The sequence below is a fragment of the Actinotignum schaalii genome (assembly GCF_028864145.1).
GTDB classification, from domain to species: Bacteria; Actinomycetota; Actinomycetes; order Actinomycetales; family Actinomycetaceae; genus Actinotignum; species Actinotignum schaalii_B.
Map to the genome: position 1 here is coordinate 1 of NZ_JARBHJ010000033.1, position 22,949 is coordinate 22,949.

Annotated in this window: 17 protein-coding genes, 1 tRNA gene and 1 pseudogene; 14 read left to right on the plus strand and 5 right to left on the minus strand. The window is 62.6% G+C overall.

All coding sequences use genetic code 11. The features are described 5' to 3' along the window. Positions 1-192: 192 nt before the first annotated feature. Positions 193-1,314: a metallophosphoesterase gene (locus PWJ82_RS07625; protein ID WP_274734612.1), complete on the plus strand. Its 1,122-nt coding sequence runs from the start codon at positions 193-195 to the stop codon at positions 1,312-1,314. A 158-nt stretch (positions 1,315-1,472) separates the two neighbouring features. Next, positions 1,473-1,546 (plus strand) — tRNA-Pro (locus PWJ82_RS07630). Between the two features lie 541 nt (positions 1,547-2,087). Here the strand turns inward: PWJ82_RS07630 and PWJ82_RS07635 are convergent. From PWJ82_RS07635 to PWJ82_RS07645, 3 genes are all read right to left on the minus strand, one after another. Further along, positions 2,088-2,765, minus strand: coding sequence for a Crp/Fnr family transcriptional regulator (locus tag PWJ82_RS07635; RefSeq protein ID WP_126135964.1), 678 nt, complete (start codon positions 2,763-2,765; stop codon positions 2,088-2,090). Between the two features lie 112 nt (positions 2,766-2,877). Beyond that, a complete protein-coding gene (locus tag PWJ82_RS07640) occupies positions 2,878-3,813 on the minus strand; it encodes an alpha/beta fold hydrolase (RefSeq protein WP_274734361.1) in 936 nt (311 codons plus the stop codon). 25 nt (positions 3,814-3,838) lie between these two features. Continuing rightward, complete coding sequence (locus PWJ82_RS07645; RefSeq protein ID WP_274734362.1) at positions 3,839-5,236, minus strand: hypothetical protein; 1,398 nt, start codon at positions 5,234-5,236, stop codon at positions 3,839-3,841. Positions 5,237-5,509: 273 nt separating this feature from the next. Between PWJ82_RS07645 and PWJ82_RS07650 the strand changes: the two genes are divergently transcribed. The 7 genes and pseudogenes from PWJ82_RS07650 to PWJ82_RS09615 all read left to right on the plus strand — a co-directional run. Further along, positions 5,510-6,652 carry a hypothetical protein gene (locus tag PWJ82_RS07650; RefSeq protein WP_274734363.1) on the plus strand — a complete coding sequence of 381 codons (1,143 nt, stop codon included), beginning with the start codon at positions 5,510-5,512 and terminating at the stop codon, positions 6,650-6,652. Further along, positions 6,631-7,809: a TadA family conjugal transfer-associated ATPase gene (locus PWJ82_RS07655; RefSeq protein ID WP_274736088.1), complete on the plus strand. Its 1,179-nt coding sequence runs from the start codon at positions 6,631-6,633 to the stop codon at positions 7,807-7,809. The genes PWJ82_RS07650 and PWJ82_RS07655 overlap by 22 nt, the downstream gene beginning before the upstream one ends. A gap of 173 nt (positions 7,810-7,982) precedes the next feature. Beyond that, positions 7,983-8,600, plus strand: coding sequence for a type II secretion system F family protein (locus PWJ82_RS07660; RefSeq protein WP_274734365.1), 618 nt, complete (start codon positions 7,983-7,985; stop codon positions 8,598-8,600). Continuing rightward, entirely contained in the window at positions 8,591-9,151 is a 561-nt protein-coding gene (locus PWJ82_RS07665) for a type II secretion system F family protein (protein ID WP_274734366.1), read from the plus strand. Before PWJ82_RS07660 ends, PWJ82_RS07665 begins: the two co-directional genes overlap by 10 nt. Before the next feature lie 295 nt (positions 9,152-9,446). Next, on the plus strand, positions 9,447-9,671 hold the full coding sequence (locus PWJ82_RS07670; RefSeq protein ID WP_274736089.1) for a DUF4244 domain-containing protein: 225 nt from the start codon (positions 9,447-9,449) through the stop codon (positions 9,669-9,671). A gap of 70 nt (positions 9,672-9,741) precedes the next feature. After that, positions 9,742-10,353, plus strand: coding sequence for a hypothetical protein (locus tag PWJ82_RS07675; RefSeq protein WP_274736090.1), 612 nt, complete (start codon positions 9,742-9,744; stop codon positions 10,351-10,353). Positions 10,354-10,400: 47 nt separating this feature from the next. Beyond that, positions 10,401-10,766 (plus strand): annotated as a pseudogene (locus tag PWJ82_RS09615) (Rv3654c family TadE-like protein); the annotation flags it as partial. A 23-nt stretch (positions 10,767-10,789) separates the two neighbouring features. On the opposite strand, the gene PWJ82_RS07680 reads toward PWJ82_RS09615, so the two are convergent. Beyond that, positions 10,790-13,171 (minus strand): DEAD/DEAH box helicase, encoded by a 2,382-nt coding sequence (locus tag PWJ82_RS07680; RefSeq protein WP_274736092.1) that lies wholly within the window; start codon positions 13,169-13,171, stop codon positions 10,790-10,792. A 168-nt stretch (positions 13,172-13,339) separates the two neighbouring features. On the opposite strand from PWJ82_RS07680, the gene PWJ82_RS07685 reads away from it, so the two are divergent. The 4 genes from PWJ82_RS07685 to PWJ82_RS07700 all read left to right on the plus strand — a co-directional run bounded on the left by PWJ82_RS07685 (position 13,340) and on the right by PWJ82_RS07700 (position 19,824). Beyond that, a complete protein-coding gene (locus PWJ82_RS07685; RefSeq protein ID WP_274736093.1) occupies positions 13,340-14,902 on the plus strand; it encodes a class I SAM-dependent methyltransferase in 1,563 nt (520 codons plus the stop codon). 129 nt (positions 14,903-15,031) lie between these two features. Further along, positions 15,032-17,758, plus strand: a complete 2,727-nt coding sequence (gene topA / locus PWJ82_RS07690) for a type I DNA topoisomerase (RefSeq protein ID WP_274736094.1) — start codon at positions 15,032-15,034, stop codon at positions 17,756-17,758. After that, positions 17,759-18,433 (plus strand): dTMP kinase, encoded by a 675-nt coding sequence (tmk, locus tag PWJ82_RS07695; protein ID WP_274736095.1) that lies wholly within the window; start codon positions 17,759-17,761, stop codon positions 18,431-18,433. It abuts the gene before it with no gap. Next, positions 18,430-19,824 (plus strand): DNA polymerase III subunit delta', encoded by a 1,395-nt coding sequence (locus PWJ82_RS07700; protein ID WP_274736097.1) that lies wholly within the window; start codon positions 18,430-18,432, stop codon positions 19,822-19,824. The genes tmk and PWJ82_RS07700 overlap by 4 nt, the downstream gene beginning before the upstream one ends. Positions 19,825-19,912: 88 nt before the next feature. Here the strand turns inward: PWJ82_RS07700 and PWJ82_RS07705 are convergent, their stop codons facing one another. Further along, a complete protein-coding gene (locus tag PWJ82_RS07705) occupies positions 19,913-20,986 on the minus strand; it encodes a 2,3-butanediol dehydrogenase (RefSeq protein ID WP_274734374.1) in 1,074 nt (357 codons plus the stop codon). A 301-nt stretch (positions 20,987-21,287) separates the two neighbouring features. Here PWJ82_RS07705 and PWJ82_RS07710 point away from each other — a divergent pair, with 301 nt between their 5' ends. Next, complete coding sequence (locus PWJ82_RS07710; RefSeq protein WP_274734375.1) at positions 21,288-22,805, plus strand: alpha/beta hydrolase; 1,518 nt, start codon at positions 21,288-21,290, stop codon at positions 22,803-22,805. Positions 22,806-22,949 lie beyond the last annotated feature (144 nt).

A 22,949-nucleotide genomic window follows, 5' to 3' on the forward strand; every position in this document is an offset into this window, starting at 1 on the left:
TTGCGGGGGGGTGTTCGGCCGGTCGATTTTCTGTTGGGATTTTAAAAATTTTAAAAATATTTTTTTTTTTTTTTGTTTTTGTGGGGGGGGCTGGGGGGCGGGGGGGGGCCGGCCGGGCCCACGCTTGCCAGGCGAGCTCGGACCGATGCCCTTGTAGAAACCGCACATCACTCGAGACGGAAGGTGGATACCGTGAGCGAAGCTGAAAAACACCGAGTTCGGCGCGCCGCGCTGGGCTTGTTAAGTGCGGGTGCAGCCGCGGGGGCGGGGTGCCTGAGCTGGGCGCTGCACGAAGCCCACCGCTATATCCTGCGCGAGCGGGTGCTGGTGCTGCCGCACGTTGCGAACGCCGCCGGTGAGCTACGTATTCTTCATCTTTCGGATATGCACCTGCTGCGCCGCCACCGGGCCAAGCAGCAATTCTTGCGCGAGCTCGGCCAGCGTTGCCGCCCGGATCTTGTGGTCCTGACGGGCGACCATCTTTCCGAAGCGGGCGCCGTCGGCCCTCTCCTGGACGCCCTGGCGCCGCTTGCTGATATTCCGGGGCTGTTCGTGTATGGCTCAAATGACTATTTCGCCCCGGTGCTCAAGAACCCGTTGCGTTACGTAGCGCCGGGCCTCTTCCCGCCGCTGGTTGAGAAGGGCGAACCGGATTTGCCGTGGGAAGAGATGACCGCTGGGCTGGAAGCTTTCGGCTGGATCGATCTCAATAATCAGCGGGCGCGGTTGCGCGCGGCCGCCTGGGATATCGACGCGGTCGGTATGGACGACCCGCATATCGGCCGGGCCCGGATGCCTCGCCCCGGCGAGGCTACTGATGCGCTGGAAGGTGGCGCGGCTGCGGAGGGAAACACGGGCGCGGGACGTGAGGGGCGCAAAAACAGTGGGCGCGGATATCTGCGACTCGGCGTCGTTCACGCACCGTATCGCGCCGCTCTCGCCGCATTAATGAACGACGGCGCAGCTCTGACGCTGGCGGGACATACCCACGGCGGGCAGTTGGCCGTGCCTGGATTCGGTGCTTTGACCACGAATTGTGATCTTCCGCTGCGTTACGATTCCGGGCTTTTCGATTGGCCCTGCGGTGAGGATGCCGGTGCCGAGCGCGGCGCGGGCGGCGCGGGTTCTGACCGCGATACGGGAGGGGGCCGGGCTGGAGAACGTCTGCCCCTGCGCGGCGACGGCGTGCGGGTGCTCCGCGGTGGCATGGCGGTGAATGTGTCTGCCGGCCTGGGGACATCGCCGTATACGCCGGTCAGGTTCCTCCGGCCTCCCGAGGCGATTTTGCTGCGGGTGCGCGGTGGCGCGGACTGAGGGTGTCAAACGATTGGGCTGGCTACGTGTGCTGCTCGGAGGGGCGCCGGGGTGGTTTGCCGGGAAGAAGCGGAACTATCCTGGCTGTACGCCAGATCACTAGATCGAATTTAGCTTTTTTGGCTGCGGAGGGCTATTATTATTGAGTTGCCAAAGCACGGGGTATGGCGCAGCTTGGTAGCGCGCTTCGTTCGGGACGAAGAGGCCGTGGGTTCAAATCCCGCTACCCCGACGTTGTGATGTCCCGCGTCATAGGTCCGCCTGTGACGCGGGACATCATATTCTGCTAATTCAGAGGTTTCGACAGTGATGTTAACGGTGAAACTGTCGAGAGACTCTCCCGTAATAAGCGCCGCAGCATCCTTTACCATTTCTTCAATCTGATCAAGTCGGCGTGCCTGCGTGCCATATTCCTTTCCGTGGAGGGTGAATTCTGCGCCCCACCAATCTCCGTCACGGGTAACCGTGGTATCTAGTGATGTCACTTCTTGCTCCGTGCGAGAATCTTGCGAGCGAGCCTTTCAAAAATTTCGGGGTGGCGGGGCAACTGCCAAAATTACGCGCGGCTGTCGAAGTTGAGCTCTCGCCGCAGCTGCGCCGTCGTATCAGAAGAGCTGTGCCGCAATGATCGGAACCGCGCGGAAAAGCAGCTGCGCCGTCGTACTAGAACGCAAGGGAACGCGCAGGCAGGAACGCGAACGCGGGCGGCCGAAACCCCAGAAAGAGCCCGGCCACCCGCGTGACGCGCTGAACGTGAGTATGAAACGTAGAGACTAGTGGGCGCGGCGCTGCAACCGGCCAATCTCCAGGAGCAGTACGGCGCGACCTTCGAGCCGAATCCACCCGCGGGAAACGAAATCAGCGAGAGACTTATTGACCGTTTCGCGCGAAGCTCCCACCAGATGCGCGAGTTCTTCCTGCGTGAGATCGTGCGCAACGTACATGCCTTCGGGGGTGCGCTCACCGAAACGATTGGCTAGGTCGAGCAGCGCCTTCGCCACGCGGCCGGGAACATCGGAGAACACCAGGTCGGCAAGATTCTCATTGGTATTGCGCAGGCGACGCGCCATTTCACGGAGCATCGACATGGCGAGCGCGGGGTGCTCTTCGATGAAATTCTTCATATCGCGATGCGCGAGGGAAAGCAGATGCGTCGGCGCGATAGCGGTGACCGTGGAAGAACGAGCCCCCAGGTCAAAGAGCGAAAGTTCTCCGATGATTTCCCCGGGGCCGAGCACGGCGAGCAGGTTTTCACGCCCGTCGTCAGACGTGTGACTGAGCTTCACCTTGCCGTCGGTAACAATATAAAGGCGATCACCCTGGTCGCCTTCGTGGAAAAGCGACTCGCCCCGCTTAAGGGACGTGTCGCTCATCATCGCGCCGAGAGCGGCGAGACTTTCCTCATCCATGTCCTTGAAAAGGGGCACGGTTCGTAAAACGCTGGTATCCATCTCTAGCCTTCCTCCGATGTATTCAGAATATTCCTGAAGTAGTCTCATGTCACATTTTGCCATTATTCACGGAAAATGTCTCATACCTGGGCTGTATATGTCTAGCGGCGGCCTAGCGCCGTGCGGACCTTTCAAGCTGGGAAAGGAAATCCAGCACGATATTCGTAAATTCACGCGGGGACTCTTCGGGGATAAAATGCCCGGCGCCCGGCACGGCGATGAGCCGGTAGGAGCCGGTGGCGAAAGAACGGTCATCCGCCCAGGCCCGTTCATTAATCATGCGATCAGCCAGGCCGCGCACCGCCCAGACAGGTGCGTCCACGGGAGTGGAGAGGATATCGCGCCAGGCCTTCCCGGAGGGGCGGCGCCGCCACGTGGCGGTCCAGCGTAATTGTTCAACGGCGCTCGCCGCGGCTTCCGGGAGCCGCATCGCAGCGGCGTACTGTTCGGACTCCTCCGCCGCGCCGTGGCTGTGCGGGGCGGACCATTCCAGGAGCAAACGGCGCATATTGCGCACATCCCCGAGCGCGCGCGGGGAGCGATTCCCCAACCGCGAGGTGAGTAAACCGAGCAGGCCGCGCGGGCGGATACCACGCCCAAAATGCCGCAGCCCGAGCGGGTGTGGGCTGGCCACCGTCACGAGTCCGGTAATAATATCGGGGGCCATCGCCGCCGCCGCCCACCCGAGGGCCACATTGGAGCCGGCCGCCACGATCACCGCCGAGCTTGCTCCCAGGGATTCGGTGAGCGAAATAAGATCCTGGGCGAGTTCCGGCCCGGATTGCACCGACGGAGTTTTATCGCTTCCACCCACCCCGCGCAGGTCGACGGCGGCAACTTCGTAACCGGCCTGCGCCACGGGTTCGATCTGGTGGCGCCAGGCGTACCAGTATTCCGGGTAACTATGCACGAACAGCACCAGCGGGGTGCGAGTCGAGTGACTCCCGGCATAGGCCAGGTGGAATTGCGCACCGTTGGCGGTCACGAGACGATGCTCCCACGGCCCGGGGATCCAGACGCAGGAATTATCGGCGGGAAGTGAGCTCATGCGATACCTTGTTACGCTCCGGTTTTTATTCGTCGCCCTCGGGGAGGCGGTATTCGCGCACCGTGAAAGCCCGGGCGCGCCGCGAACCGAGGGAGCGTGCCCCGTGCGCCGCGAAGCCAATAGTCGCGAGGATCGCGCCCAGCACGATGAACCCGCCGAAAGCAAGATCGTAGGCGAAATGGTGCACGATATTATCCGTAATCGGCTTGTAGCCGCCGATAAGCGAATCCACCCAGTGCACCCCGCGCAGCGCCACAGCGGGAAACGCGAGCCCCACGAAACCGGCGAGCACCAGAGCGCAGCCCCACAGCTGCGCCCCCAGGGAGGAGAGCCGCGCGAGCAGTGCAATAACGACGAGCAGGGCGACGCCGCCGGCCATTTCCACCAGCGCCGCCACATTGACCTGGCCTGTTTCTAGCGCGAAGGGGCGAGCCAGGTGCAGGCGTGCCACCGCGTCCGAAATGAGATACCAGATCAGTGGAAGCAGGAGCAACGTGACCACCGAGGTCCAGATATGGGTCCAGACCCGGCCCTTCGGAGCGTCGGGAATTGGCTCCACTTCCGCGATGTCTCCCCAGGTGCGCTGATCTTCCAGGCTTTCCTCACGTACGGCCGGAAAGACCGGGCCGTCGAACGCCGCGGCGGGGGCTGCGGTGGGCGCTGTTGCCGGTTCTGCGGCGGGTGCACCGAGCTCACCGGCCTGCGGGTAGAGCGCGGTTGCGGTTGCTTCCCCGGAGGCGTACGGGTCTGTGTTGGTGGTGGCGTAGGGATCAACAGCCGCGGTGGCGCTGGATTCCGGGCCTGCGGGCGCTGCGGGAACGGTTGCGGTTACGCCGGCTGCCTGCGCGAGGTTCGCGTATTCGCGATCCGGAGCGGGGGAGGTTCCCGTGTGGTAGCCATCATCGAAAGCGCCTGCCGCCAGCGATTCAGAAACGGAACGACGACGCGGCGCGGCTGGCTCCGGGGTGGATTCTTCCGGTGCGAGTGCTTCCGGAGTGGTGGTCCCGGTGGATTCCCCGAGGGAGGCGGCGGGAGTAGCGGTACCGGCGGATTCCGCACCGGCTGGCTGTTCAGCCTCGCCTTGTTCCGGAGCGGGCTGAGCCGGAGCCGGTTGGTCCGTGGATTCGGGCGTGAGCTCGGGCTGGTGCGCGGATTCGCCTTCGGGTTCGTTCACGGCGGTGCTTGCCGGAGCGGAATCACTCAGAGGGGAGGGCTCGCTAGCGGCTTCCGCAGCGGGGGGAGCCGGCGGGAAGGGAGCGGCGTCGTCGTTCGAAAAAACGGGGGCGGGAGCGGGAGGCTGCGCGGTGGGGAGGTAAGCGGTTTCTTGGTCCGCGAGATGGTCCTCGGCAATGGGCTCGAGAATATCGTCATCATCCAGTGGCCGGCGCGACGCGGTATTGTACGGGTCATTTGGCGTAGACATGGGTCCTCCCTTGATAGTTCTTTCTCAAAGATATGCCAGAAATCACGCGGATGTGGAGAATTTCGGCGGTGTGCCATAAACCGGGCGGCGCGTCACAAAACGGTGCGGCGTGACGAATCGGGCGTGCTGTGACAAATCAGGTTGTGCGCCGCGAATCGGGTTGTGGGCCGCGAATCAGGCGGTACTTATCCACAGATCTGTTCGCGTAGGGGGTTATCCACAGCGGAGTGCTACTCGGATGCGGGCGGGACTCAAACGCGGCACGCTCGGAGTATGACTTCTTCCCGTGATTTATCCCCTGGCCTTTCGGCGCCTAGTGCTCCTGTTTCCAGCGTTTCCCTCTCCGATGTTTCGGGCTCCGCTGGTGCTTCGCCGGCACCTCTCATCTCCGCGATCCCCCGCGAACTCGTCTCCCTGACCTACCAGCATGAGGAGACGGTGCGCGAGGTGGAGGCCGTTACGGAATTGGCAGGAATACAGGTGGCGCGCGGTTCGCCGGGGGTAGCTCCGCCGCCGGCCGTACTCGAATTAGAGGAACTCTCGGCGGCCCTGCCCACGGTCCGCGCGCGTTTCCACCCGGTCCTCGCCAGTTATTTTCCGCGCGGATCAGTGGTCGTGGAACTTCCGCGCCAGGCCGAAGATCTGCTCGAACTAGTTTTGGCGGCCGGGCAAACTCGGCGCGGGCGCATTATCGGGCTGGCCGGGGTGCGCGGCGGGGTCGGGGTATCGATGCTGACGGCCTGGCTTGCCTCGTTGAGTATCACGCGCACCGCCGTGGTAGATGCGGATCCGCTCTCGGCCGGGCTCGAACTCCTCATGGGATTTCAGGAAAAACGCGGGGCGCGCTGGGCTGATATCGCCCAAGCGGAAGGCATGCTCATTCCGCAACGGCTCCGGGCGGCCCTGCCGGCACGCGGGCAACTGAGTCTTCTCAGCGCGGATGTGCGCGGCGGGGCGCCCGCGAATGGAGATGCGGTGCCCCATGCCATCGATGCGCTTTCCCAAGCTAGCGACACCACCTATGTGGATCTCCCGCGCAGCGCCTTGCTGCTCGGGAGTGAGCCGGCACGGTGGCGGGCCTGGTGTGATGCGGTGGTGCTCGTTACCGAGGTGACTGGCCGCGATGCCCAGGCCATCCCCAGAATCCTTCGTGATCTGGGGGAGAGTACTCCGGTGGTGATCGCAGCGCGGTGCGCACACAAAGTGGAGGCACAAGCCTTCGGTGTAGATATCGGCCAGGAGGTGATCCCCGTGCGGCGCCTGCGCGGTTTGGATGAGGACCTCGCGCACGGAGTTGTTGTGGGCGAACAGCGGCGATCCGGGACCGCGCGTGACGTCACGCAGCTCGTCGCGCATCTCGATGCGGTGCTGGGAGGTGGCTCAGGGGTGAATCAATGGACAACACGAAGGAGTTAAATATTGCCCGTACCCGTGGGAACTTGGCTCGTGCCCGCCGGGAGCTAGCCCGCGGCATCAGCGTGCCCGGGGTGCTCACCACCGTGGCACCACACGCCGTTGGGATAAAAAATGTGCTCGGAGCGGCGCGTGATCTAGACGCGGTGGCCCGCGGTTGGGGCCCGCAGCTGCGGCGCGTGATTGAGGACCCCTCCGTCACCGATATTTTGATCAACGGTGGTACCGGGGTGTGGCTGGATCGCGGAAATGGACTGGAACGTGACGAAGAATTAAGCACCCTGCTTTCCGACGCGGGGGAAGTACGCGCGCTCGCGGTACGTTTAGCTGCCGGTGCCGGCCAGCGTTTGGACGACGCCGCGCCCATTGCCGATGGCACCTTCTCCAATGGAACGCGCCTGCATGCGGTCCTCGCTCCACTGGCCGCGGAAGGAGCCGCGATCTCGCTGCGTACCCAACGGGCCCGTACCTTTACGCTCGCTGAGCTTCAGGCCGCTGGCACGTTCCCCGCAGCGCTTATGCCGGTATTGCGAGCCCTGGTGGAGCAGCGCGCTAACGTCATGGTGGCCGGCGCTACCGGATCGGGGAAAACCACATTATTAGCCTCGCTGCTCAGCTGCGTACCGGCCACGGAACGGCTCATCATTATTGAGGAAGCTTCGGAATTACGGCCCGCACATCCGCATGTGGTGCACCTGCAAATCCGCCGCCCCAATGTGGAAGGCCACGGTGAAATTACCATGAGCCAATTGGTGCGGGCCGCCTTGCGGATGCGCCCGGATCGGATCGTGGTGGGGGAATGCCGCGGAGAAGAAGTGCGTGAAGTCCTCACCGCGCTCAATACCGGGCACGAAGGCGGTTGGGCGACCATCCATGCAAATTCGGCGCGCGATGTTCCCGCCCGGCTCGTCGCTCTCGGGGCATTGGCAGGAATGTCCGCCGCGGTGGTTGCCGCTCAGGCGGTCGCGGCCCTCGATGCCGTTATTTCCATTGAACGCCACGGGCCAATCCGGCGCATTACCCGCGTGGCGATCCTCCACAGCCGCAATGGCGTTCTTGAAGCCCCGGATGCCTTGGCGATCAGTGCCGATGGCACTATTCGTGCCGGTCCCGGATGGGCCACCCTGGGCTCACGCTTAGGGCTGGAGGAACCGTGGTAATTCTGGTGGTGCTCGGCGTTCTTCTGAGCGTCTGCACGTATGCTGGCGTGCCGCGGGGCCGCGCCAGCAAGACGGCGTTTCGCTCACTTTTCTCTCGGAGAAGTGACATATCCCGGTGCGGCAGGCGTGGCGGGTGTCGCCGGCGTGGCAGCCGTGTCAGGCGCGGCCCGCGCGTGCCACGGGGCCGGAGCAAGCGTGACCCCCTACCCGGTTTTGACGCCGGCCTGCTCGCGGTGGAAGTCGCGGCCCGTATAGATTCGGGCGCTGATCACCGCCGCGCGTGGCTCACCGCGCTCGCCCGCTTCGAGCCGAATAGGGAAAGCTCAGGAGCCGGTGGGGACAGTGAGCTTCGGCGTGACCCTGCCGGTCAGATTGACGATGTCGGAGTCCCGGTACTCCTCCGGGAACTATGGGAACGGGCGCCCCGCAATCCGCGCCGCGCCCGCGGCCTCCTCGGTATCCCCGCACTCATAGCGGTGTGCCGACTCACCCACCACACCGGAGCATCTGCAGCCCGCATTCTCGAGAACTGCGCGGCGGCGCTCTCCGAATCCAGCGATGCGCTAGGCGAGCGCCGCATCGCGCTAGCCGGACCGCGTTCAGCCGTGAAAATGCTGGCCGCCATGCCACTTTTCGGCATGTTATTGGGTTCATTCTTTGGAGGTAATCCCGTGACTTTCCTTGTCGGTACCGTGATCGGGCGATGCTGCCTCGCGCTGGCGCTCATATGCGAGGTGACCGGAATCGTATGGATGCGTCGTCTCGTACGGAAAGCCGAGCAATGGGGCTAATCCTGTGTCTCCTGGTTCTTCTTCTTGCCCGGGTGTGGATGCCCGCTGCCGGGCAGGGGGCGGGTAGGCAGGATGCCTCATCCCGGCCGGGTGTGGCGCAGCGATCCGGGCGGCGCTTACCGCCCTCCGACCCGGCGTTTCTGGCCGATCTCGCGCGGGTGGCTCTCTCCTCCGGGGCCTCACTTCCGGCCGCGCTCGAAGCGGTATCTTTCGCCGTCGCTGAAGAATATGCCCACCTTGATATCGGTACGACGGCGCAGCTCCTTCTGCTGGGCGCCCCTTGGGCCGAAGCGTGGGACGGAATACACCCACGCGCCGAGCTGCTGCGCGAGGCCCTCCAGCCAGCTTGGGAAAATGGGGTAGCTCCGCTCACCCTGCTTGGCACAGCTGCCCGCAGCTACCGGCGTCGTCGTTCTAGAGAAGCGCGCCGCGCGGCGGCCGAACTTGGAAATAGCCTCGTGGTGCCTTTAGGTGTGTGTTTCCTACCGGCATTTATCCTCGTGGGAATTGTTCCGGCAGTGGCTGGCGCAGCCATCGGTCTCTTCCAATAAAAACAGGGCGAACGAAGCCGGCTAAAGAAAGCCATATGGACGAAGCTGGGGCGTGGTGGGGTGCCAGGCTCGTTCCCGCTTCATCCCCTGTATCCCCAGGACGCTCAGACGGGGCAATTATCCACAGGCACGCGGGCGCTGGATGCGGGAGGGAGCGCAGCGCGGGAGACTGACAGCGCCGGATCTAGCACGTTCCGAGCAGCCCGCAACCCACCCCCGGGCGGCGGGCGGCGAGGTCCGGCACCACCTAGCCATAACCACGGCGTAGTTCGTCGCAAATAAGAAAGGAACCATTATGACCACGGCAGTCAGCACCCTCAGACCAGCTCTCCCCACCCACCCGGGCAGCATTTTCCGCGAGGGGAAATCCCATCCGGAAGCGGGGATGACCACCACCGAATACGCCGTCGGAACGCTCGGCGCCTGCGCTATTGCCGGCATCCTCTACTGGCTCTCCCAGCAGGACTGGATGCGTGAGCTTATCGCGGGGATTTTCCGGCGCGGACTCAATATCGCCTAAACCAAAGTCCCGGGTATCCACCGGTGCCGGTGGGAGGCCCGCGGCTCCACCGAAAAGAGAAAGATCCGTCATGATATCGAAGCAATTCCCCGAGCAATGCCAGGAGTTACCTTCTTTCCCGCGGGGCGGGGCAGGTGAGGGTGCTCTTATCGCCAACCAGCCCACCCAGCGGCCCCACCGGGCCCTCCGGTCCCACCGGTCGCGGGAACGCCGGCGTTTGTGTGCGCAATGCCATGAGGTCATTGAGGCACGCGGGCACATTGCGGTTCCCTGTGCTTGCCGCCGTCGAGAGATCCGTTCCCGCAAACTCTCCCGCATCTTGCGTCGGCCTTACGGGGCTGAGAACCGGGAAGCTGGCATGGTCACGGTAGAAGTCGCCCTCGGGATTGTCAGCACGCTTATTATCGTGCTGCTCGCACTCGGGGCGCTGAGTGCCGGCGCCCAATATCTCTCTCTGCGCGGTGCCTCCCACGATATTGCAGTCCTTGCCGCACGCGGAGAAAGTGAAGAGGCATTGCGCGCTCGCGAACTCCCACCCCGGGCCATGCTGCACGTGCAACGCGCGGAAGACCACGTGAACGTGGTGGTGCGGGCCCAGGCAGCCGGTCCGCTACGGGCCCTGGGTATCACCATGGAAGCACGTACCTCGGTGGATGTGGAACCCGGAGTGCTGGGAACATGAGAGTCTCCTGGCGGGATAGTTGGCGGGAATGGCACCGGCTCTATCTGATGTGCCGGAGGGAAAGCCGCGCCCGGCACCGGGATCCGCCCCGGGCCTCTGAGCGGGGAGCGGGAACGGTACTCGCGGTCGGGGCGATGGCTCTTGTGCTTGCCTTGAGTGGGGTGGTGCTCACCGTTTTCACCGTGGTCATTGCACGAATGGATGCCCGTGCCACGGCGGACGTTATTGCCCTGCAAACAGCCGAGCGGGTGATCAACCAGGGCTGGTCGTTAGCCGAAGCCTGCACCAAGAGCGAACGCAGTGCGCAGCGCAACGGCGCGGTTATCGAAGAATGCAGTGAATCCGAAGAAATATTTTCGATTCGGGTTCGCACCCGCGCTCGCGCGGTGCCGGTCGCGGTCCGGGTGACATCGCGCGCAGGCCCCATTGATCGGGGTCACGGTTCCGGCGCCGTGCCCTCCAGCTCATCCAGTGCGCAACTCAGGGCGCTGAGCACCAGCACCGCGCCCTCTTTCCACAGGGGATCATTGTTATTACCGCATTTCGGGGACTGGACGCAGCGCGGGCATCCGCTCTGGCACGGGCAACCGGCCACGGCATCGCGTGTGGCGCGGATCCACTCCCGGCCGGCCCGATATCCCCGTTCGGCACAGCCCGAACCGCCGGCCGCAGCATCGTGGACAATCACGGTGGCAGCTCCGGTATCCGGGTGGTACGCGGTGGATAGTCCTCCCACATCCCATCGGTCGCAGATCGCGAAGAGGGGAAGTATTCCAATTGCGGCATGCTCAGCAGCATGCAGAGCACCGGGAACATCCGCGGGAGGGATACCGAGCGCCTCCAGGTCCTGGGATGACATCGTCCACCATGTCCCGCACGTCTCCATACTGCGCTCGCGCGGAGTAATGGGGTGAAACCCGAGATACATGCCATCACGGGCCCGGCGCAGGTGGTATCCGACAACCCGATTGAATACCTCCACATCGCCCCACGCCCAGGTCCCAAACCGGGTTGCGGTACTGGAACGCGAATGGAGGATCTTCACGGTTGTCTCTTCGGAGGCAAAAGTCCGCAGATCATCCCGGGGGCGATGCCGCACGAGAGCCACCTCGCCGTCACATGTTTGCACATCGAAAGGAACACCCTGATGTATATAGATAGCCCCCGGGTACACGGTGGTATCTGCCCGTGCGGCATCCACGGTCCCCAGAATGTTTCCGTCTTCCTCATCAACAATGGACACGGTGCTTGCCTCACCGCGCAGATCCACCAGGTCGTGGGCGCTCAGCCCCGCATGCCCCCAGAACCACCCGCCGGGACGGCGGCGCAAGAGCCCCTGTTCGCTCAATTCGTCGAAAAGCGACGTATCGGAGAGCCCAAAAATTGCGGCATCTGCTTCGCTAAGAGGATGCTCAGCGGCGGCCGCGCACACCTGCCCGGTCAAAACATTCGGATTGAGCGGATCGAAAACGCTGGCCTCCGCCCCCGCGCTCAGTACCGTATCCGGATGGGCCAGAAGATACTGATCCAAAGGATTCGAGGTTCCGATAAAAACAGCCAGCCCCGAACTTCCCGCCCGTCCGGCGCGCCCCGCCTGCTGGTTAAAAGAAGCCGTGGTTCCAGGCCACCCGGTGATAATAACCGCGTCCAGCCCGGAAATATCGATACCCAATTCCAGGGCATTGGTTGTTGCCACGGCTCGCAACGCTCCGGACCGCAGTCGTTGCTCCACATCACGGCGTTCCTCAGGAAGATACCCGCCGCGGTAAGCCGCCACCGCCTGAGCCAGGGGATTGTGTTCCTCGCGCAAAAAATCTTGGGTCAGCTCGGCTACCCGTTCGGTTCCGGGCCGCGAACGCACGAAGGTGAGAACGCGCGCCCCTTCCGCCACGAAACGAGCGGTGAGAGCGGCCGCCTCCACAGTGGCCGAGCGTCGCGCGATATCTCTCTCACTTCCCTGTACTTCCCCGGAAAGAACATGGCCGGTTTCGTCGTCGGCCACAGGAGAGCATTGCCACAGGGCCACGGTACATTCGCCGCGCGGAGAGGCGTCATCCGTTACCGCTTCGATAGGGCCAAAGGCTGTTCCGATGAATCTGGTGGCGGTTTCCTGGGGCTCGCCTGCGGTTGCCGACAGGAAAACAACGGTGGGCCGGGCGCCGTACAGCGCCGCGATACGCAAAATCCGGCGCACCACATGGCCAACGTGCGCCCCGAACAATCCCTTATACGAATGAAATTCATCGACGACGATCATCCGCAGCCCGCGCCAGATCCGCTGCCAGCGGTCTTTCTGGGGAAGCATCGCGTGATGCACGAAATCAGGGTTGGTGAGCACAATATCGGCATGGTCGCGCGCGAAGGTTTTTTCTTCCGCGTCGGCATCCCCGTCCGCGGTCGCCACCGTGATCCGGGAATCGACATCTCGCGCCAGGGCCCGCAGCGAGGTGTATTGGTCCGCGGCCAAAGCCTTGGTTGGGGAAAGGTAAAGCACGGTGGGAGGAGCGCTCACCCGCGCCAAACTCGTCGAGCTACGCGGGACCAGCATCTCGGTGAGTGCAGGCACCCACGCCGCCAAAGATTTCCCCGAACCGGTTCCGGTCGCCACCACCGTGTGGGTACCCGCGTGAATGAGATTCGCAGCGCGGACCTGGTGTTCCCACAGGTGTGGCACGCCGTGGTTAGCGCAGGCACGCATCACCTGCGGGCTGACCCACGCGGGCCACCCGGCTACTCGCGCGGGGCGAGCATCTTGTTTGCGCAGCGCCACCAACTGTCCCGCGGTGGCGGATTCTTCAAGAACGGAAAGGAGGCGCATATGTGTAGTGTGCCCGATGGAGCACCCAAGACCAAAGAATTGAAGGCCAAAGAACTGCGAGCCGTAGAGCTGAGGGCCAGAGATCTAAGGACCAAAGAAAGCCGCCCGAGTTCCCGTTTCCCTACCCGGGGCTTTCCTCAACGCGGCCGGGCAGTTTACTGTTATGGCATGGAGCTCTTTGTCCCGGGCGCCCCCGAGCGCCTCGCCACCACGTTACGTCAAGATCTCACAGGTTATACCACCGCGCATATCTCTACCCTGCTCGGCCCCGAGGCTACCGCCGCCATGTGCCGTGAACAGCGCATGTGTGCACTTCTCGCATGTGAAAAAGTGTGTCACCAGGGTGCTACGCCGCATACCGAAGCGGAAATACTGGCCTGCCAAGTCCGCCTCCTTATTCTCGGGGATACCTTGAGCGCGGAGGAACTCGAGGGTGCCTTTCCCGCCACTTTCGGTGACCGGGTAACGCGCGATGCGCTGCTCGCGGTCAGCAACGCGGGATATCGGGCCCGTTTTCAAGTGGTTCCCGTTCCGCTAGACATTACTCGGAAGGGCACCCGCCGGATCACCCGCACCGAGGTGCTCATCGCCTCCGATTTTGGGGAACTAGCCGGCCGGGTCCCCGGAGCCCACCACGTTATGCCGGTGGGTGGGGCCACCCGCACTCTCGCAAATATCGTCACCTATACCGGGGGCCGGGTTCTAGATGTGGGAACCGGATGCGGAATCCATGCCATTAGCGCAGCGCTGCAAGGCTGCGAGGTGGTCGCCACCGATATTTCTGCGCGAGCTTTGCAATTCGCCGCCCTAAATATCGCGCTCGCGGCCGTGCGGGTCGAGTTGCTCCAGGGTTCCCTTTTCGATCCGGTGGAGGGGCGTTTCGACACCATCGTGTCCAATCCGCCTTTTGTTATCACCCCCGCTGCCGTCCGGCAGAAAGTCGATTTCGAGTACCGTGACGGTGGATTCGGTGGGGATACACTCCTGTCCGAACTCATCTCCGCCCTTCCCGCCCACCTCACAGATACCGGCACTGCCTATATCTTGGGGAATTGGGAAGTGGAAGATGGCTGTTCCTGGGATACTCACCCGCAGGTGTGGGCCCGGGTGGCGGGCCTCGATGCCTGGTTCATTGCGCGCGATGAAGTCGATCCAGCCCACTATGTAGAGATGTGGCTCCGCGATGGTGGCCTGCGCCCGCGCGATACCGGATACGAGGATGCCTACCGCACCTGGCTCGATGATTTTGCCGCGCGGGGGATACGCGCGATCAGCCTGGGTTACGGGATCTTGTCACACCCGGCTGCCGCTCGCGAACCCATGATCCGCACCGAGGAAATACCGGGCCGCCCCCAGGGCGATATCCGCCAGCATATTCAGCGGGTCTGGAAGAACCGGCACCTGGTGGCCGCCTCCGATGAGGACTTAGCACAGCGCACCCTGACTCGAACCGAGGTGATCGAACACCGTTTTTACGATCCGGGGGCGGCAGATCCGCTGCGCATTGTTCTCGCCCACACGGGTGGATTCCAGCAGACCCTCCCGGCCGATTCCCAAGTTGCGGCCTTCGTGGGCGCCTGCGATGGCGAGTTGAGCGTGGGTGCCCTGTGCCAGGCGATTGCGCGTATTTACGGAGAGGAAAGCGCGTCGGTCCAAGCCCGTCTCCTTGAGATGGTGCGCGAGCTGATCGCCACCGGGCTATTGACCGAGGGAACGGGAACCGAGATCTAGGAGATAGGTTGAGAGCTCCCGTGACGAGCATCGGTTTTCGGCGCGGGCGTGCTACCGTGTGACAACAGGGCACAAAATATGTGTCGGAGGCGTGGTCTGGTCACGCCGTGAGTAGTGAGGGATGCAGTTGTGACGAAGCTGGTTATCGTGGAGTCTCCCGCCAAGGCGCGCACGATCGGCAGGTACCTGGGTGAAGATTTCGAGGTGCTGGCGTCCGTAGGGCACATTCGAGACCTGCCGCAGCCCTCGGAATTACCCGACAATATGAAGAAGGGCCCCTACGGGCGCTTCGCTGTTGATGTGGACGGTGATTTCTCGCCCTACTACGTTATTTCTGCCGGGAAGAATAAAACGGTTGCCGAGCTGAAGAAAGCTTTGAAGAACGCCGATGAACTCTTCCTGGCAACCGATGAGGACCGCGAGGGAGAAGCGATCGCCTGGCATCTCTACGAGGTGCTCAAGCCGAAAGTTCCCACCTCGCGCATGGTCTTCCATGAAATCACTCCCGAAGCGATCTCCCGTGCCCTGGAAACACCCCGCGCGCTCGATACCCAGTTGGTAGACGCCCAGGAATCGCGCCGTATCCTTGACCGCCTGGTCGGTTACGAAGTTTCGCCCCTGCTGTGGCGCAAGGTCGCCGCGGGGCTTTCCGCCGGTCGCGTCCAATCGGCCACCACTCGCCTTGTTGTGCAACGCGAACGCGAACGCATGGCTTTCGTTTCCGCATCGTATTGGGATGTGACCGCCACCTTTGGTTCCGCCGAACAATTCGAGGCAGCCCTCCATTCCCTCGACGGTGCGCGTATCGCGTCCGGTAAAGATTTTGGCGACGACGGCGCACTATCCGCCAAGGCGACTAAGGAAGGTGTACGGGCCCTCAACGCCGAGCTGGCTGGCCAGCTGGCAGAAACACTCGAAGGCGCGAGGGGTACGGTACGCACCCGCGAGGAAAAGCCGTATCGCCGTCGCCCTGCCGCACCTTTCACCACCTCGACTTTGCAGCAGGAAGCCGGGCGTAAACTACGCCTATCTTCGCGTCAAACAATGCGTATCGCCCAGTCGCTCTACGAATCGGGCTATATCACCTATATGCGTACCGATTCCACGAACCTGTCCGCGCAGGCAATCAGCGCGGCCCGTAGCCAAATCAAGGAATTGTACGGGCAGGCCAGCTTGCCGGAAAAGCCGCGTTTCTACGGTAAGAAGGCGAAGGGCGCGCAAGAAGCACACGAAGCTATCCGCCCGGCCGGCGATCATTTCCGCACTCCGCAGATGGTGGCCGGTGAACTCTCGGGGGCGGATTTCCGACTTTATGAACTTATTTGGAAACGTACCGTTGCGTCCCAGATGGAAGACGCGCGCGGGCAGACGGTCTCTCTGAAAATTGATGTGCCGGTCGGCGGTGCGGCCGGAGCGCGCACGGCCACTTTCTCCGCATCTGGCACGGTGATTACGTTCCCGGGGTTCCTTGCCGCGTACGAAGAAGGCCGGGATGCCAATCGCTACGAAGCCACGGATGCGGCCCGGCTCCCGGACGTGAAAGAAGGGGAGGAACTGCCGGTGAGCGCCCCGCAGGCCACCGGCCACGAAACCCTCCCTCCGCCGCGGTACACCGAAGCATCGCTGGTGAAGAAGATGGAAGAACTGGGTATCGGGCGTCCCTCGACCTACGCTTCTACGATTTCCACCATTACTGATCGCGGGTACGTGGAGCATCGCGGTCAGGCGCTTGTTCCTACCTGGACGGCTTTCTCCGTGGTGCGTCTCCTGGAAGAAAATCTCCCCGACCTGGTGGATTACGATTTCACCGCCCAGATGGAAACCGACCTCGACCGGATTGCGGAGGGCAGCGGGGATCGGGTGACCTACCTGTCGAAATTCTGGCGCGGAGATGGCGATAAGCCGGGCCTGGAGGGCCGGGTGGAATCCCTCGGAGATATTGATGCGCGTGCTATTAACTCCACCGCCATCGGGGAGGGGATCACCCTGCGCAATGGGAAATACGGGCCTTATCTGGAAGTGGAAGGCTCCGATAAGCGTGCTTCGGTGCCGGCAGGCATGGCACCCGATGAAATGACGGTGGAGGCCGCCCGCGACATCCTGGAGAAGGCATCCTCCGATGGGCGTGAACTGGGCGAGGATCCCGAAACCGGGCGCCGCGTCGTCGTAAAATCCGGGCGTTTCGGGCCGTACGTGACTGAAATTATTCGCGAGGGTGAAGTCGCGCTTACCCCCACCGGAAAAATCTCCAAAAAAGCACCTAAGCCGCGCACGGCGTCGCTTTTGAAATCTATGCAACCGGAAACTGTTACGCTCGAAGATGCTCTGCGTTTGCTGCATCTGCCGCGCGTGATTGGGCAGGGCGAAGACGGGGTGGATATCACCGCAACGAACGGGCGGTACGGTCCGTATATCACCCACGGGAAAGATACCCGCTCGCTGGAAACCGAGGAGCAGATTTTCACGATTACCCTGGAGGAAGCGCAGGCTTTGCTGGCTCAACCCAAGCGGCGCCGCGGGCAGGCAGCAGCGAAGCCCCCGCTTAAGGAACTGGGAACCGATCCGGTGAGCGAAGCTCCGGTGGTGCTCAAGGAGGGGCGCTTCGGGCCCTACGTGACCGATGGGAAAACGAATGCCTCTCTGCGCAAGGGCGATGATGTAGAGAACATTACTCCCGAGCGTGCCTACGAGCTGCTCGCAGATCGGCGCGCGAAGGGCCCGGTGAAACGGCGTACAACGGCGAAGAAGAGCACGGCGAAGACCACCGCCGCGAAGAAAACGACGGCGAAGAAGAGCACGGCGAAAAAGTCCAGCTCGAAAAATTCCGCTTCCGGATCGACCACCGAGAAGGCATAAATGCGCGGGGTGTTCATTACCTTTGAAGGTGGGGATGGAGCTGGGAAAACAACCCAGTTGCAGCTGCTTGCCGCGGCGCTCTCCAAGCGGGGGTATACCGTTGTGCAAACCCGGGAGCCGGGGGGAACCATGCTCGGAACCCAGATTCGGGAGCTGCTCCTGCACGGGGGTGCGGTCAGCCCGCGCGCCGAGGCCCTTCTTTATGCCGCGGATCGCGCCCAGCACGTCGCATCTGTTATTCGCCCAGGCCTGGAGGCTGGGGCGGTGGTGCTCTCGGATCGCTATATTGATTCCTCCCTGGCCTACCAGGGTGGGGCGCGCGAGCTCGGCGCGGGCATCCGGGCGATGTCCGAGTGGGCTACCGAAGAACTCTGGCCGGACCTCACCGTGCTCCTCGATATCCCGGAAAACGAAGGTTTAGCGCGGGCGGACGACGGCCAGTATGACCGCATCGAGGCGGAAGGCCGCGAGTTCCACCGAGCGGTTCGTGAGAATTTCCTCGCGCTCGCGGCGGCTAATCCGGAGCGCTACCTGGTGCTCAATGCGCGCGAGACTGTTGCTGATCTTGCCGCGCAGATTATTGCGCGGGTGGAAACTCTGCTGGCAGGTCTGGAAGATCGGGAACATCTGGCTGATTGCGGTGCGTGTCAGCCGGCCGCGGGAGAATCCTTATGAGCGTTTTCGATGCGCTTATTGGCCAGCGTCCGGTTGCCGAGCTCTTGCAGCGGGCGGCCTGGGCCTCGCGGATCGGTGACCCGCAGCTGCCCGGTCCGGTAGTCGCCGCGGCCGATGCGAGCGGCGCAGCCAATGTGACCGCTGCTACCGATGCGAGCGGAGCTACCGATGCGACGAGCGCGGTGGATGCGGATCCGGCTGCGGGTTTAACTACGGCACCGGATGTTAGTACGACGGCGGATATCAGCAGCGCGGCGATGGCCCAAGCATGGTTGGTTACCGGACCGCCCGGATCGGGGCGGTCGGTTGCGGCGCTGGCCTTCGCGGCTGCCGTGCAATGCACGGGTGCGGTGCCCGGCTGCGGGTACTGCCACGCCTGTACCACCACGCTGGGCGGTACCCATCCTGATGTGATCCGAATGGACCCGCGCTCGGTGACGATCTCGGTGGAAGAAACCCGGTCGCTGGTGGCCTCTTCCTATACGTTCCCCTCGGTGGGCCGGCGGCGCATCATCATTATTGAAGACGCGGACCGTATGCTGGAACGCACCACGAATGTGCTTCTCAAAGCAATTGAGGAACCCCCGCGCGATACCGTGTGGATTCTTATTACCGCCTCGCCCGAGGATATGCTTCCCACGATTCGCTCCCGGTGCCGCCACGTGGCCCTCCAGGTTCCCAGCGTGGAGGCGGTTGCCCAGCTCCTGGCCGGAGAATTCGGCGTTGATGAACGCACGGCTCGCGCAACCGCACGCATTGCCCAATGCCATATTGGGCGTGCGCGTGCCTTACTACGGGACCCGCAGGTTGCGGCAGAACGCGCGGCGTTGCTGCGGGAAACTCTCGATTTGGGTGGAACATCAGATGCGGTGCTCGCCGCTCAGCACCTCCTCGAGCACTACCCGGCCAGCGTGGGTGCGGCGTCGAAATCCGCAGGTTCTAGCACCGCGTCGAAAAAAGGGGCGAAGGCGGAAACTGAACCCGATACCGAGCTTGCGGAATTCCGGGCGAGTATTGGGTTGGGGGAGAGGGATAGCGGTTCGGCGTCGCAACGTGCCCAGATCCGCGCTTTTGAGGAACAGCGAAAAAAGCGGGCGGTGCGGGAGGATCGTGACTATCTGGACCGGGCCATGCTCGATGTGCTGGCGCTCTATCGTGATGTGCTAGCGGTGCAGGTCGATGCCGGCGTCGACCTCATTAATGCCGATTTCGAAACACAGATCATCGCGGCTGCGGCTGCCTCCACCCCGGAACTCTCGGTGGCGCGGATGGACGCGGTGGCGCGGGCGCGGCGGCGCTTGGCCGCGAACGTTGCTCCGCAGCTTGCCCTCGAAGCGATGTTTATCGAGCTCGCTTCGCCGTTGCTAGCGCAACCATCTCAAACAAACTAGCGGGCCGGCAGCAACCTTTCCTCATCTTCCCGTGAGAGATCGGTTCTGTACCGGCCCGCCAGCTTGACGTTACCCTTATTTCATCGGGTTACTTCATTGAGACGAGGATTTTCACCTCGCCCGGGTTGCCCCGCAGGCGCTGGTAGCCATCCTCGACAATGCGATCAGCGGTGATCTTCGAGGTGATGAGCGGCTCCAGGTTGACCTTGCCTTCCTGCACCAGCTTGATGGCCGGTTCGTGATCATCACAGTAGCCAATGCACGCGCTGATGGAGCGTTCGGGCATCATAATGGCGCCCATAAGATCCAGCTCGAAGGGATGGACGTGCAGCGCCACCACTTCGAGGTGCCCGCCGGTGGTGAGCACGCTGAGAAGCTGATCGGCCACCGCGGCAATGCCGGCGCAATCGAAAGCGAAGTCCGCGAGTACGCCGTCGGTAAATTCCTTCACCTTCTCCAGCAGATCTTCTTCCGCCGGGTTGACGATAAGATCAGCAACCCCCACTTCCGTGAGCTTCGCGCGGCGAATTTCGGAGGGCTCGGAAACGATGGTTTTCACGCCGTAGGCCTTGAGAACCGCGGCGGTGAGCAGCCCGATAGGTCCGGCCCCGCCCACCACGGCGACCTTGCCTGCAGCCTTCCCGAAAGCGGCGCCAGCGTGCGCGACCGCGTGATGGCCAACGGAGAGCGGTTCAATAAGAGCGGCCTGGTCCAGCGGAATATCACCAACGTTATGAACCCAGCGTTCTTCCACTACGATCTTCTCAGCCAGGCCACCGCCGCGCCCGGAAATTCCAATGAATCCCATCTTTTCGCAGAGGTTGTACATGCCCTTCTTACAGGCCGGGCATTCCCCGCACACCATAAAGGGTTCCACGGCAACGCGATCCCCGGCCTTCACCTTGGTCACACCCGCGCCGACTTCATCGACCACACCGGAAAATTCGTGACCGAAAACCACCGGAAGGGTTTCCCCGGAAAGGGGGTGCGGTTCATCGGCCGAGGGAGCCGGTGGCATGACTCCATCAAAATACAGATGCAGATCAGAGCCGCAAATACCGTTGTATGCCAGGGAAATCTTCACGGTTCCCGGCTGGAGTTCAGGTTCAGGAATATCCTCAAGCCGGACATCTTCCTTGCCGTAGTAGCGAATAGCCTTCATTCTTCCTCCTTTGTATGAGCACGCTTGCATAGCGCGCACGTGATACCCATCTACCTGCCGGGACGTTCCGGCACGCCCCTTGCATCCGCGGCCTTTCACGGAGGCGCCAGTGGACACCGTTCAGTGGCGTTGAAGATAAACGGCCGCGATACTCCGAAGGCGTGTAGTGAGCATCACATTCAGTGTGTCAGAGTGTGTGCACCCGCGCAATGCCTCGGACGCGAATATGCAGTAATTGCACGGCTAGCGAAATTACCGCGGCCTCCTGCCTATTACCAGCTTGCTCCCGTACGCTAGACACGTGAAAAGAACTCTTGCTGCTCTCGGCGCCGTGCTGCTTTTAGTCTCCGGGTGTGCCAATAATGCCCTGGTGCGTGGCGGCACCCCCGATACTTCCACCGGTGCGCTGCCGGAGTACCCGGCGCAGCTCGCCCGGTTCTATGAGCAGCGGGTGGAATGGAGCTCCTGCGGTAAAGATCAATGCGCTCGCGTCCAGGTTCCCATGAATTATGAGGATCCGGAGGGGGCGACCATCGAATTATCGATGCGTAAACAAGAGGCGAGCGGTAGCGCCGTCGGCTCTATTTTTATTAATCCTGGTGGCCCGGGTGGTTCGGGTCTTGATTTATTGCCCACGGCCTCGATTTCCCTGGGTGCGGATGTCGTCGAAAAATATAATGTCATTGGTTTTGATCCGCGCGGGGTGGGCGAGTCCACCCCGATTACCTGTTTCACGGATGCGGAATTGCAGCAGCTCGTGGATACTACCTACCCGGATTCTGATCCGGAGGCGGATGCTAAGCAAGCCGCGGATGCGCAGCGGGTGGCGCAGCGCTGCAAGGAGAAAAACGGTGAATACCTCAAGTATGTCGATACCCGTTCGGCGGCGCGGGATTTGGATGTGCTGCGCCACCTGGTAGGGGATCGTTCGCTCAACTACCTGGGCTACTCGTACGGCACGTTCCTCGGGGCGCAGTATGCGGATCTTTTCCCTGCTCAGGTAGGCCGCATGGTGCTCGACGGCGCCGTCGACACCACCCTGGGAACGGCCCGCCTCGCCACCGATCAAACGCGTGGTTTCGAAGAATCCGCGCGCCGTTTCGTGGAATGGTGCCAGCAGGAGCAAGGCTCACGGTGCCCGTTGAAAGGGAGCGTGGATGAAGGCATCGCGCATATGCGCAGTATTATCGACGCCGCAATCGCCACTCCCATCCCCACCGGGAACCCGAGTATGCCGCTCACGGGAGCTCAGGCCCTGTCAGCATTTACCATTCCGTTCTACAGCAAGATGCTGTGGCCGGTGCTGATGGAGGGTATTTCCGAGTTTGATAAGCAGAATAAGGGCACGGTTCTCCAGCTCATCGCCCTAACCGGGCAGAGCCGCGATCCGGGCGACGGGCATTTCCTGGATAATTCCACGGAGGCGAATTGGGCTATTAATTGTGCGGATTATCGGCCCGCCACGGATGCGGAGCTTGAGGAAGCTTCGCGGGCCACTAAGGGCGGCCCGTTGCTTGGGGATGCTTACGCGGGTTCGGATCTGTGCCAGGTGTGGCCGACCCAGGCGAAAGATAATCCGGGGCCCTTCCGTGCAGCCGGCGCGGCGCCCATTATCGTGATCGGCACGAAGTACGATCCGGCTACCCCGCAGGCGTGGGCGAAGTCGCTCGCTGAGGATTTGGAATCCGGCGTGCTGGTGACCTGGGAAGGTGATGGGCATACCGCCTTCGGGACCGCGGGGCGGTGTATTGACGATCCGATTCGGCAGTTTTACCTCACCGGGGCGGTTCCGGAAAATCTGAATTGCCCGGCGCGCTAGCGTGGTGATGATAGCCGGGGTAGGTGCGTATTATCGGCCTATCGTCCCAGGTCATCATGGAATTACTGCATATTTCACGATGTTACGGTGCCGTAGTGAAGTTGTACACATAAATAGGGAACGCAATTCTTTGCTCCCTTAGCA